Here is a 13,099-nt window from a genome sequence, read left to right as displayed (position 1 = left end):
ACCTAGACAGGTTAGGCCGCCGCGACGGCAGCCTCGCCAGACAGAAGCTTGCGTGTGGCGGCCGTTACATCGTCCTGCCGCATCAGGCTTTCGCCGACGAGGAATGTGGAAATACCGGCCTCCTTCAACGTCCGGCAGTCCGCATGGGTGAAAATGCCGCTTTCACCGACCAGAAGCCGATCTTCTGGCACCATCGGCGCAAGCTTGGTGCTCAGCGCAATATCGACCTCAAAGGTCTTCAGATTGCGGTTGTTGATGCCCACCAGCGGGGAGGCAAGCCGCAGCGCCCGCTCCATTTCCTCAGCGTCATGCACCTCGATCAAGACGTCCATGCCGAGCGACAAAGCGATATCTTCAAGCCTGCGGGCCGTATCGTCATCGAGCGAGGCCATGATCAGGAGGATGCAGTCCGCGCCCCAGGCACGCGCCTCGTAAACCTGATAGGGCTCGAACATGAAATCCTTGCGCAGTGCCGGCAAGCTGCAGGCTGCGCGCGCGGCAGTCAGAAATTCCGGCGCGCCTTGGAAGCTCGGCCGGTCCGTCAGGACGGATAGGCAGGCAGCGCCACCGGCTTCATAAGCCCGAGCCAGGGCCGGCGGATCGAAATCCGGGCGAATCAGACCCTTCGATGGGCTGGCCTTCTTGATCTCGGCGATCAGGGCGAATGTTCCTTCAGCCGTCTTCGCCTTCAGAGCGGTATGGAAGCCACGTGGCGGGGGCTGATCGGCGGCCATCGCCTTAATCTCGGCAAGGGGACGCGCAGCTTCGGCCGCAGCGATTTCTTCGCGCTTATAGGCTTCGATACGGGCGAGAATATCGCTCATGGGTCAAGCCTCCTCGGGCATGTTTGATGTGGCCACGAGCCGGTCGAGCGCCCGGCGCGTGCCGCCGTCGGCGAGCGATTGACGCGCAAGACGCATGCCATCGCTGAGCGTTTCCGCCTGTCCGGCGATGACGAGGGCGGCGGCCGCATTGGCGAGCGCCACATCGCGATAAGGGTTTTCAGCGCCATCGATCACGGCGCTCAGGGCAGCCGCATTGTGCGCGCCATCGCCGCCCTTCAGCGCCTCGAGTTCGACCACCGGAAGGCCGAAGTCGGCGGGGGTCAGGGTGAAGGACCGGAGCTTGCCGTCTTCCAGCGCCACGACTTGCGTTTCGCCCGTGGTGGTAATTTCATCCAGACCATTGCCATGCACGACCCAGATGCGCTCCGCACCCAGATCGCGCAGCACTTCGGCCAGCGGCATGACCCATTGCGGCGCGAAAACGCCAAGCAGCTGGCGCCGTGCGCCGGCTGGATTGGCCAGCGGGCCTAGCAGGTTGAAGATCGTGCGCGTGCCGAGTTCCACCCGACTGGGGCCGACATGGCGCATGGCGGGGTGGTGCTGCTGGGCGAACATGAAGCCGACGCCAGCTTCGCGAATGCAGCGGGCAATCAAGGCAGGGCCGATGTCGAGCTTGACCCCCAGGCAGGAGAGCGCGTCGGCGGTTCCGGATTTCGAGCTGAGCGCCTTGTTCCCGTGCTTGGCGACGGGCACGCCTGCGCCGGCGGTGATCAGCGCGGCCAGGGTCGAAATATTATAGGTGCCGTGGCCATCGCCACCAGTGCCGACAATGTCGACCGCATCGGCTGGCGCTTCGACGGTCAGCATGCGCGCACGCATGGAGCCGACGGCGCCGACGATCTCGTCCACCGTTTCGCCGCGCACGCGCAGCGCCATCAGGAAGCCGCCGATCTGCGAGGGCGTCGCCGCTCCGGACATGATGATCTCGAAGGCGGCGCGCGCATCGGCCCGGCTCAAGGCCGCGCCGGCCGCGACCTTGGCGATGAAGGGCTTCAGATCCGACATGGAAAAGGCCTCCTCAGGGCACCATCGCCTGCTGGGCGAGATCGCGGTTGATGTTGACGCCGTAGCGCGTCTGCAGTTCGGCCACCATCTGGTCGAGGATGTCATCGCCGCTCGCCTGGGCCATGGCGTTGATCTGGCGGTCGTCATTGTCGAGCGCATCGCCCGTCGAGCGGCCGACGTCTGTGACCTTCAACAGGATCTGTCCTTCGCCTTCTACCCCCGGTGCATTGGCGACATGACCGTTCGGGCCCGCGAAAGCGGCGGTGATGGCGGCCTGGCTGAGGCTGGCATCCGGGCTGTTGCGCTTCAGGCCCGTCTTGGTTTCCACGGCAAGGCCGAGTTCGGCAGCGATGGCGGCAAGGGTCTCGCCCTTTTCGACGCGCGCCTTCAGCTCAGTGGCGCGAGCGCCCAGCGCATTGCGCTGCTGCTCGGCCGTCCAGTCGGCGACCACACGCTCGCGCGCTTCATCCAGCGTGCGGTCATGGGCCGGCACGACGTTTTCGACGTCGAACCAGACATAGCCCTCGCGGCCCAACTGGATTGGAAGGGCGTTGACCCCCGCTTCGGTCTTGAACACCTCCTGCACGAAGCTGGGTGCTGGCGGCAGCGTGGCGATCTTCTGCCCATCGGCATCGTTGCCCTGTGCATCCATGGCGTCGATGGTGACCGGCTTCAGATTCAGCTGCTGGGCGGCATCGGCAAGCGTCGCACCGCCGGAGCGGATATCCTCGAAGCGGTCATGCAGGGCCGTGATCTCTTCTACGGCCTTGGCGAGCGAGAGGTCGCGGCGCAGCTCGTCCTTCACCTCGTCGAAGCCACGGGTCACCGCTGGCTGAATGGTGCTGACCCGCAGGATCACCGGCCCGAACTGGCCGTCGACCACGGGCGTCGTGCCGCCGGCGGCGGAGACGGCGAAGGCGGCCTCGGCCAGTTTCTGATCCGGCATGGCCTCGCGGGTGAAGCTGCCAAGCCGGATGTCAGCGGCGCTGCGGCCGCGCTCGGCCACGAGCTGGTCGAATCCCGTGCCGGCGGCAAGCTTTGCTGCGGCGGCATCGGCTTCGGCGCGGGAGGCAAAGGTCAGCTGGTCGATGGTGCGCGTCTCGGCCGTGGTAAAGCTTGCCTTGCGGCGCTCATAATCCGCGCGCACCTCGTCATCCGTCACCTTGGTTGGATCGGCGATGTCGGCGGGCTCCAGCTTCACATAGCTCACCTTGCGCATCTCCGGCGCACGGTAGCTCGCCTTGTGGCTTTCGAACCAGGGGGCAAGCACCTCGTCCGCCGGTGCCTTGATCGGATCGATATTGGCATTGGACAGGAGCAGATAGTCGATCGTGCGGGTCTCGTCGCGATAGGCCTTCAGTGCCTCGGTCAGGACCTTCGGCGGCTGGAAACCGTCAGAGACCGCCTCGACGATCTGCGATCGCACGGCAACCTGGCTGCGATTGTTGATGTAATCGACCTCGCGCAGGCCGGCATTGCGCAGTACGGCGGAAAAGACGGTGCGGTCGAACTGGCCATTGACGCCGCGGAAGGCGGGATCCTGCGAGATCAGCACGGCGAGCCGGTCCTTCGACAGGCCAAGCCCCATGTCGCGCGACAGCTGGTCCAACGCGGCGCCGGCGATCAGTTGCGAATAGACCTGGCTCTCGATGCCGAAGGCACGCGCCTGCTCGCGGCTGAGCCGCATGCCGAACTGGCGGGAGATCTGCGCCACCTGCCGCTCGTAAGCGAGGCGGAAATCCGCCGGGGAGACGCTGACGTCGCCAACCGTGACCACTGCATTCGAACTCCGGCCATGGAAGGAGGACGAAACGCCCCAGACGCCGAAAGAGATCACGAGGAGGATCAGAAGGCCCTTGAAAACCCAGGTCTGGGCGCCTCTGCGCAGCGATTCGAGCATGAACGACACACCTTCAAAGAAATTCGTGGCCGCGCCTGCGGCCGAACGTTCCTTAGAACAATGTGAACGTGAAATGAAGGAGGAAAACCGGCAAAGACGGCCGATGTCTCGGGCTTTTGAACAAGGGGCCGGCAGGTCTTGCGCCAGCCTTGCTGAATTTCGCGCTGTGCGTCAGCGTGCAAGCAGAGCCTTGCGCACGAAGCCGTCGAAGCAGGGGGTGATCGGCACCCGGTCATGCGTCGCCGTCAGCAGCGGCTCGTAAAGCTTGAGCAGGGCAAGCCGCGTCATGCCGATGGGGCAGGTGGGATAAAGCGCCAGATCCACAGCGGCCACCGCCGCCTTCACCCTGTCATCAGGCGGCGGCACGGCGCGGAAGGGATCGGCGCCGATGGCGATGAAGCGCGGCGCGCTGCGCTCCATCAGATAGGGGAAGGGATTGGTGAAATCGATGTTCATGATCGTGTTGAAATGCACGCCATGCGCGGCCTCGAAATCCTGCACGCCCGATATGGCGCGATCGACATTCTGCAGCCAGGTAATCTGATAGTCGAAATCGCTGAACATCAGGAAGGACGAGAGCTCGCCATTCTCCGAAATGTCCTGGAACGTTTCGCGATGGGCGACATAGGCGTGGTTCATCCGTTCGGCGCGCAGGAAGAAGAATGGCCGGGCCGAGACGGCGGCCATGGTCTTCAGATGCGTGCCGACGAGCCGCTCATTCTGAAATGCGCCAAGATAGGCGCGGGCCGAGCGTTCGACGATCCGCACGGCAAGGGGCAGGCATATGGCGAGGCCCGCCACCAGGACGACGCCAAAGCGCGCCCCGGCGCCGAGCACGGCGCGCGATTCGATGAGGATCATCAGCACCAGCGGAAAGAAGAAGATGAACGCCTGGCTGCCCGTGTTCTGGCTCTCGAAGATCAGGCCGGCGATTGTGAAGGCGCCGAGCCAGACGGCGGGATGATCGAAAACCTGCGCTAACCGCTTGGCGGAAGGGCGCGTGACCGCCGCGCCGATGGCGCCGATCCAGCCACGCGCCGTGAAGATCAGCAGTGCTGCGGCCATCACGATGGCGGAGAGCACGGGGCCGAAATTCAAGGAGGCGGCCTGCATCAGGCGCTGGATCAGGCCGCCTTCGTTGATTTCAACCAGAGCGAGGATATCAGCCGCATAGGCCGAAACGAGGCCGAGCCACAGTTCCAGTCCGGCGATGACGGCGAAGAAGACGACTGCGGCGATGATGGCTGCGCGTAACGGCAGCCGTCCGGCCAGGAAGGCAGCCAGACACATCACCGTACCGGCCACGGCGCCGGTGACCTTGACAAACAGCAGGGCCAGCATGGTCAGGCAGACGGCAGCGGCAAGCCGGCGCGGATCGCGCATGAAGCACAGCGCAGCCGCCAGAACATACATCAGCTGGCAGATCTGCCGGTTATAGATGCCGAAGCCGTCCGAGCCGGGATAGGGAAAGAAGTCGCCGCCGGTGTTGAATGGCAGCAGCGAGAACAGGAGGAACGGCACGAGCAGCGCGAAGGCGACGCGGCGCGCGTGCTTGTCCACGTCATAAAGCACGAGCGCCATCAGCGGCGCGCTGACGAGCAGCAGCGACCAGCTGGCGATCAGCAAAGGATGCCCGAGCGGGAAGACGCTGAGAAGGATTCGGAAGAGATAATAGCCGAGCGCGCCGACCGGCGCGAAGAAGTCGAGCGACGGGATCTGCCCGTCCGCCAGCCGATTCGCCGCGTCGATATAGACATAGGTGTCGAAGAACATCGCGCCGATCGGCAGCGTGAGGGTATGCAGGAGGAGAAGCGGGAGCGCCGCGACAGCCAGGGCCAGGATGAGAAGCGGCGACAGCAGCGCACGCCTTCCGCTGTGGCTGCGAGGGCGACGCACGGCGTCAGACGGTATGTTCAGAGCCATCATGCTCTCCTTCCGGCATGAAGAGGATCATTCCTGCCCTCAGCGCTAGCAGATCGCCGTTTGGAGCGTGTTAACAGGATGTCTGGCTGACGCGTCGAGCTGCGGTTACCTTAAAAGCGGTTCCCACTTTCGCGCGACATGCTTTAAGAGACGTCAAGCAAGAGGCGCAGGCCCCGGCGCGGTTCACCAAACCGCCGGGATGGATCATAGATTGTGGAGGACCCCCATGCAGCGTTCATGTTTGGCCATCGTTCTGGCAGCGGGCGAGAGCACGCGCATGCGCTCGTCGGTCTCCAAGGTGCTGCATCCGATTGCCGGACGACCGATGATCGCCCACGTCATGGAATCGCTGGCCGCCGCGGGGGTTGGCGAGGCAGCGCTGGTCGTGGGCCGCGATGCCGAGGCCGTAGCCAGGGCGGCCGCGCGTCCGGATCTGCGCATCCACACGGTCGAGCAGACCGAGAGGCTCGGCACGGGGCATGCCGTTCTGGCGGCAGCCGAGATCATCGCGCGCGGCTATGACGATCTGCTCGTCGTCTTCGGCGATACGCCGCTGGTGACCCCTCAGCCCCTGAAGGAAGCGCTCGCCGCCGTTGCCGCCGGCAACGATGTCGCCACCATCGGCTTCGAGACCAGCCGGCCCGGTGGCTATGGGCGGCTGATCGTGCGTGACGGCGAGCTGATCGCCATTCGGGAAGCCAAGGATGCGACCGCGGCAGAACTGGCGATCACCTTCTGCAATGGCGGGCTGATGGCGATCGATGGGCGCAAGGCGCTGGATTTCCTGCGCGCAATCACCAACCAGAATGCCAAGGGCGAATATTACCTGACGGATCTGGTGGAAATCGCGCGCTCCGCCGGTGGCCGGGCGGTGGCCGTGCGTGCGAGCGAGGCCGAACTCGGCGGCTGCAACACGCGTGCCGAACTCGCGCATCTCGAAGCATTGTGGCAGGCGCGTCGCCGCGATGAGCTGATGCTGTCTGGTGTGTCGATGATCGCGCCGGATACGGTCTATCTCGCGTTCGATACCGAGATCGCCGGCGATGTGCTGATCGAACCGAATGTCGTCTTCGGCCCGGGTGTTCGGATCGAGCGCGATGTCGTCATCCATGCTTTTTCGCATCTGGAGGGCGCGCATGTCGAAAGCGGCGCCAGCGTCGGGCCCTATGCCCGGCTGCGTCCGGGCGCGCATCTTCACGCCAAAGCGAAGGTCGGCAATTTCTGCGAAGTCAAGCAGGCCGAGATCGGCGCCGGCGCCAAGGTCAACCATCTCACTTACATCGGAGATGCGGTGGTGGGGGCTGAGACCAATATCGGGGCGGGCACGATCACCTGCAATTATGACGGCGTCAACAAGCATATGACCCGCATCGGCGCCCATGCCTTCATCGGCTCCAACAGCGCGCTCGTGGCGCCGGTTGCGATCGGCGACGGCGCCTTGGTCGCGTCCGGCAGCGTCATCACCGAGGACGTGCCGGCCGATGCGGTCGCCTTCGGCCGCGCCAGACAGGAGCTGAAGCCCGGCCGCGCGCCGATCCTGCGCGCGCGTTATCAAGCCATGAAGGCCGAGCGGCAGAAGCGCCAGGATTAAGGCCCGACCTTGCCGGGCCCATCCAACGCTAGAAACAGCCTTACCGTCTGATACCGAAAGTGACGTTCGCTGTGGTTTGCGCCGCGCCGCGGATGGGGTAGTTGCCGATGCGGCGCCCGCGCGAGGGCGAGCGGTCTGAACCGTGGCGCTCGGCCAGAACCCGGCCGTCTGCGTCTTGTCAGGAGATATGCGTTCATGTGCGGAATTGTCGGGATCGTCGGATCGGATGCAGTGGCGGAGCGGCTGGTGGACGCGCTGAAGCGGCTCGAATATCGCGGTTATGATTCGGCCGGTGTCGCCACCTTGCGCAACGGCGTGCTCGATCGACGTCGGGCCGAGGGGAAACTCGTCAATCTTGCTCGCCGCCTGGCAGAGACGCCGCTGATGGGTAGCACCGGCATTGCCCACACACGCTGGGCCACCCACGGCGCGCCGACGGAAACCAATGCACATCCGCATTTTGCCGATGGCATCGCCATCGTGCATAACGGCATCATCGAGAACTTCGCCGAGATCAAGCAGGAGCTCGCGGCCGAAGGCGTTCTCTTCCAGACGCAGACGGACACGGAAGTGGCCGGACAGCTGCTCGCCAAGTTTATCCGACAGGGCCTGGCGCCGCGCGAGGCCATGCAGGCCATGCTCAGGCGCGTCACCGGGGCCTATGCCCTGGCCGTGATCTTCAAGGATCTGCCGGAGACGATCATGGCGGCGCGCAACGGTCCGCCGCTTGCCATCGGCCATGGGCAGGGCGAGATGTATCTGGGCTCGGATGCCATCGCGCTCGCGCCATTCACCAATGAGATCACCTATCTGGCCGATGGCGACTGGGCAGTGCTCACACCGCATGGCGTCGAGATCTTCGATATCGAGGGACGCGCGCTCGCCCGGCCGCGCACAACCTCCATGGCTGCTGCCTTCCGCGTCGACAAGGGCAATCATCGCCATTTCATGGAGAAGGAAATCCATGAGCAGCCGGAGGTGATTTCCCACGCGCTCTCGGCCTATATCGACTTTATCGAAAACAAGGTGAGCCCGGCGGCGACCGCCATCGATTTCTCCCGCGTTCCGAGCCTTGCCATTTCGGCCTGCGGCACGGCCTATCTGGCTGGCCTGATCGGCAAATATTGGTTCGAGCGTTATGCGCGCCTGCCGGTCGAGGCCGATGTCGCCTCGGAGTTTCGCTATCGCAACATTCCCCTGCCGAAGGAGGCCGCCGCCTTCTTCATTTCGCAATCGGGCGAGACGGCCGATACGCTGGCCTCGCTGCGCTATTGCCGGGAAAACGGACTGGCGATCGGCGCCGTGGTCAATGCGCGGGAATCGACCATCGCGCGCGAGTCGGATGCGATCTTCCCGATTCTCGCCGGTCCCGAAATCGGCGTTGCCTCCACCAAGGCTTTCACCTGCCAGCTGACGGTGCTGGCCGCCATGGCGATCGGCGCAGGGCGGATGCGGGGTACCGTGTCCGAGACCGAAGAACAAGCGCTGGTGCGCCATCTGGTGGAAATGCCGCGCCTGATGGCCGGGGTGCTGAAAAGCGTTCAGCCGCAGGTTGAAGGGCTCGCCCGGGACCTGTCGCGCTGCCGCGACGTGCTCTATCTCGGCCGTGGCACCAGCTTTCCACTGGCCATGGAGGGCGCGCTGAAGCTCAAGGAAATTTCCTACATCCATGCCGAGGGCTATGCGGCGGGCGAGCTGAAACATGGGCCTATTGCGCTGATCGACGAGAACATGCCTGTCATCGTCATCGCGCCCTTCGACCGCTTCTTCGAAAAGACGGTGTCCAACATGCAGGAGGCGGCAGCGCGCGGTGGACGGATCGTTCTGATCACCGATACCAAGGGTGCTGCCGCTTGCGGCGACCTGCAGACCATGGCGACCATCCTGCTTCCCGACGTCGACGAATTGATCCAGCCGATGATCTTCTCGCTGCCGATCCAGCTTCTGGCTTATCATACGGCCGTGTTCATGGGCACGGATGTCGATCAGCCGCGCAATCTCGCGAAGTCCGTCACGGTGGAGTGATGGGTGATCGTGCTGCGCTGCGGCTTGCAGGCTCTTTTTCTGCGGCGGCGCAATGATATGATCCGCGCTACGATGATCTCCCGGACGGCGCGGCGAAACAGCCCGCCGCGCCGGCACGGCGGAGTGAAACCGAAATGGACCCTATTGTCGGCGACAAGCCTCCGCGCATCTCGATTGCGACGCGGCTGCGCAACAATTTTCTCGCCGGCCTGATCATCTGCGCGCCCATCGCCATCACCATCTGGCTGACCTTTGCCTTCATCGACTGGGCGGATAGCTGGGTCACCCCCTATATTCCGCAGCGCTACAATCCGGAATATTATTTCAACATCGCCATTCCCGGCACGGGTCTGGTCGTCGCCGTGGTGTTCATCACCATCATCGGTTTTCTCGGCAAGAACCTGATCGGCCGCTCGATTGTCAATTTCGGCGAATCGATTCTCAACCGCACGCCGCTTGTGCGAACGCTCTACAAGAGCATCAAGCAGATCTTCGAGACGGTGCTGAAGGACCAATCGACCTCGTTCAAGAAGGTCGGCCTGATCGAATTTCCGCAGGCGGGAACCTGGGCGCTGGTGTTCATCGCCGCCGAGGCGCAAGGCGAGCTTGCCGAGCGCTTCGATGCGCTGGGCCAGAAAATGGTGGCCGTGTTCCTGCCGCCAACGCCGGTGCCGACCGCCGGCTTCCTGCTCTTCGTTCCCAGCGATAAGCTGATCCTTCTCGACATGACGCCCGAGGAAGCGGCGCGGCTTCTGATTTCGGGCGGACTGATCGTGCCCGAGCACCACGGCAAGGTCATGCCACCCGTGCTGCCGGCCGCATTTGGCACGGCGAAGCGGTAGGCCCCGGCCGTCTCGTCGGTCGGATGCGCCGCTGCATGGCTATCGACATGCGGTGACAGCACTGTCGCGGTTTTGTCATCTCTCCATCAAGATCACGTCATAGAGGTCTTTCGAGGCGCGCTCATGCTTGGCAACCGCCAGGGGCAGAGCGCCCTGCCATCAAGAGAGGGTGTTGAATTTCATGTCCAACGGGTCCCAGTCGTTCCTGAACCGGCGCTGCGCGGCGTTTCTCCTGTCTGTCGCCGCCACGGCTTTTTCCCCTGATGCCTTCGCCAATGATTCGGTAAATGTCGGCGGCCAGATCTTCGTCAATCAGGGTCTTGTTGCGGTCGGCCGGATTCCCGCCAACCAGCGGGATGCGTTGAATGAGACTTTCGGCTCCGGATCCGGCATGGCGATCGACCAGGCAAGCTGGACGCGGGACGGCGAGACCTACATGGGCACGCTGTATCTGCTGCCGGACCGGGGATACAATGTCGAGGGAACGACCGACTACAAGGCACGGCTGAACAAGCTTGCGATCGAACTCTTGCCCGTGAAGCCCGGCGCCACGCCGCCGGCCGGTCAGGAGCAGACGGGCGTCAAGGCCAAACTCGACGGTCTGATCATGTTCACAGATGACAAAGGAGAGAATCTGACCGGCCTCGATCCGGTTGCCGTTCGCCCCGAGACCAATGGCCTGCCGGTTCTGCCCCAGACGGCGAATGGCAAGATCTCGCTCGATGCCGAGGCCATCGTTCGCCTGCCGGATGGCAGCATGTTCGTTAGCGACGAATACGGCCCCTATATCTATCGCTTCGACCGGGACGGAAAGCTGCTTTCCGCCACCCAGCCGCCGAAAGCGCTGCTGCCGATGCGCAAGGGCGAGATCAACTTTTCGTCCAACAATCCCGGCGAGGGCCAGAAGGCGCCGGATCCGAAGGACCCGGATACCGGGCGTCAGAACAACCAGGGCCTGGAAGGCCTGTCGCTGACGCCGGATGGCAAGTTTCTGATCGCCGTGCTTCAGTCTGCTGCCCGGCAGGACGGCGGCGACAGCAAGGCGACCCGTTTCACCACCCGCGCGCTGGTCTATGACGCCACCGACCCCGCCAAGCTGAAGCTGGCGCATGAATATGCCGTATTGCTGCCGACCTTCCAGAACAAGGACAAGACGGTCGTTGCCGCCCAGAGCGAAATCCTGGCGCTGTCGGACAAGCACTTTCTGATGCTGGCGCGCGACAGCGACAATGGCCAGGGCGTGAAGGGCGACACCTCGAAATACCGCAAGATCGAGCTCGTCGACCTTTCCGGCGCCACCGACATCGCCGGCACGGCGTTCGATGGTGAGAAGCCATTGGCGCCCAAGGGCGTGCTCGACGCATCCGTGACGCCGGCGCGCTGGGCCGATTTTATCGACATCAACGACAATACCCAGCTTAACCGTTTCGGCCTGCACAATGGCCCCCCGAAGGACAAGAACGACTTGTCGGAAAAATGGGAATCCATGGGGATCGCCAGCGTGCTCGATCCGTCGGCGCCGGACGATTACTTCCTCTTTGTCGGCAATGATAACGACTTCCTGACCCAAGACGGCTTCCAGGTCGGGGCTGCCTACAAGGCGGAAGACGGCGCTGACGTGGACAGCATGTTTCAAGTCTACCGCGTTACCCTGCCAGGCATCCGCCAGAAGTAAGGAATAGGGCGGCGGTGGGCCGGTCAGATTCACCGCCGCTCAAGCGATATGCATCTTTAAGAGGAATGATCGCCGGCAAGCTCAGCACCTTGCGCCTGATTCGGTCGCAGGCGTCAGCGAATGCGGAGATTGCCGAGCAGCGCGCTGAGCTCTGCCTGCCTGCTGGTTTCGGTCTTGCGGAAGATCGAGCGTAGGTGACTGCGCACCGTTTCATAGTGGATCGTCTGACGCGTAGCGATTTCCGTCGGCGAATAGCCTTGCGCGACGAGGTCGGCGATCATCGCCTCGGCGCTGGTCAGGCCGAAGACCTGTTTCAGCAGTGCATGCGAATGGCCCCGTGCGCCTGTGTCTTCTACAAGAGCAAAGGCGGCGGCACCGTAGAAGGCATCGACCAGACGCGTGCCAAACGGCTCGATGCGCACGACCAGGGGTGACCCCCGGCGTGTCGACAGCAGCACTGGTTTTCTCTCAAGACTGTTCCCACCGAGTGCCGCCTTCAGGCTTCCATGCAGTGCCCGGGCGTCGCTGCTCAGCCAGGGTTCCAATTGGTTGCGGCGGATCGCCAGATGTCCCTCCGCGACCAGCCTCTCAGCGGTCGCATTGGTCTCGACCACCTGGCCGGCCTTGTTGAAGAGCAGGCATCCCGTCGCCATCCGGTCGAACGCTGTCAGCATGCCCTGAACCCGGCTCTGCGTCAGAGCTCGCATCAGCCGTGCCCCGGTGCGCAGCCGCGAGGCGATATGCTCGAACAACGGAAGCTCGGCGCCGTCGAATCCATCGCTCAACCGCCGCTGCATGACGAAGTAAAGGCTTTGATCGCCGACCGAAAAATCGATCACCGCGGACAGCCTCAAGCCATATTTTTCGAGAAAACGATAATATTCATGCGTCTCGTAAGTCGAAGGCGCGACAACGCTCTGCTCCAGGACCACGCTTTGCTGCTTGGTGATGGGCAGGAGGCAGGCGCGATAATCGCGCAGGTGCCATTCCTCGCGCACATAGTCGTCCAGCAGGCCCTGCAGGCTGTCGGTCACCATCACGCCGGAAAAAGCGGTCTGGGTGATCGGCTCCATGATGTTGATGCCGGCCAGATCAAGCGAATCCGAGATTGCCGACAACGTCGATGGCCACAGTGACGGATCGACAACGGCCTCCTGAATGAGGTCGGCTGCCGCATGAAAGCGTTCCATTCTGGACATCATCAGCGCCCTGAAAATTTCCGCGACCGTGCCTTCCACACCATTGTGGTGAAGCGAAATGACGATGCCACGCAATCTCAGATAAGCCAAGCCT

At 63.5% G+C, this 13,099-nt stretch carries 9 protein-coding genes; 4 read left to right on the top strand and 5 right to left on the bottom strand.

Translation table 11 applies throughout. The features are described from left to right. Positions 1-11: 11 nt before the first annotated feature. From trpC to BMX61_RS03365, 4 genes are all read right to left on the bottom strand, one after another. The gene (gene trpC / locus BMX61_RS03380) at positions 12-824 is read right to left on the bottom strand and encodes an indole-3-glycerol phosphate synthase TrpC (protein WP_075627583.1); all 813 of its coding nucleotides are present in this window, start codon (positions 822-824) and stop codon (positions 12-14) included. Positions 825-827: 3 nt separating this feature from the next. Continuing rightward, positions 828-1,850 (bottom strand): anthranilate phosphoribosyltransferase, encoded by a 1,023-nt coding sequence (gene trpD / locus BMX61_RS03375; RefSeq protein ID WP_075627584.1) that lies wholly within the window; start codon positions 1,848-1,850, stop codon positions 828-830. Positions 1,851-1,863: 13 nt separating this feature from the next. Further along, a complete protein-coding gene (locus BMX61_RS03370) occupies positions 1,864-3,750 on the bottom strand; it encodes a peptidylprolyl isomerase (protein ID WP_075627585.1) in 1,887 nt (628 codons plus the stop codon). A gap of 171 nt (positions 3,751-3,921) precedes the next feature. Next, entirely contained in the window at positions 3,922-5,676 is a 1,755-nt protein-coding gene (locus BMX61_RS03365; RefSeq protein ID WP_234794580.1) for a hypothetical protein, read from the bottom strand. A 223-nt stretch (positions 5,677-5,899) separates the two neighbouring features. Here BMX61_RS03365 and glmU point away from each other — a divergent pair, with 223 nt between their 5' ends. The 4 genes from glmU (at position 5,900) to BMX61_RS03345 (ending at position 11,806) form a co-directional block, all read left to right on the top strand. Continuing rightward, the gene (gene glmU, locus BMX61_RS03360) at positions 5,900-7,264 is read left to right on the top strand and encodes a bifunctional UDP-N-acetylglucosamine diphosphorylase/glucosamine-1-phosphate N-acetyltransferase GlmU (protein WP_075627587.1); all 1,365 of its coding nucleotides are present in this window, start codon (positions 5,900-5,902) and stop codon (positions 7,262-7,264) included. 195 nt (positions 7,265-7,459) lie between these two features. Then, complete coding sequence (glmS, locus tag BMX61_RS03355; protein WP_075627588.1) at positions 7,460-9,289, top strand: glutamine--fructose-6-phosphate transaminase (isomerizing); 1,830 nt, start codon at positions 7,460-7,462, stop codon at positions 9,287-9,289. 134 nt (positions 9,290-9,423) lie between these two features. Beyond that, positions 9,424-10,131 (top strand): DUF502 domain-containing protein, encoded by a 708-nt coding sequence (locus tag BMX61_RS03350; RefSeq protein ID WP_075627589.1) that lies wholly within the window; start codon positions 9,424-9,426, stop codon positions 10,129-10,131. A gap of 181 nt (positions 10,132-10,312) precedes the next feature. Continuing rightward, positions 10,313-11,806 carry an esterase-like activity of phytase family protein gene (locus BMX61_RS03345; protein WP_075627864.1) on the top strand — a complete coding sequence of 498 codons (1,494 nt, stop codon included), beginning with the start codon at positions 10,313-10,315 and terminating at the stop codon, positions 11,804-11,806. 113 nt (positions 11,807-11,919) lie between these two features. On the opposite strand, the gene BMX61_RS03340 is transcribed toward BMX61_RS03345, so the two are convergent. Beyond that, a complete protein-coding gene (locus BMX61_RS03340) occupies positions 11,920-13,095 on the bottom strand; it encodes a helix-turn-helix transcriptional regulator (RefSeq protein ID WP_092742261.1) in 1,176 nt (391 codons plus the stop codon). Positions 13,096-13,099 lie beyond the last annotated feature (4 nt).

Origin of the sequence: Xaviernesmea oryzae (assembly GCF_900109605.1) — a bacterium.
GTDB lineage: Bacteria > Pseudomonadota > Alphaproteobacteria > Rhizobiales > Rhizobiaceae > Xaviernesmea > Xaviernesmea oryzae.
This window is presented reverse-complemented; position numbering and strand designations above follow the sequence as displayed.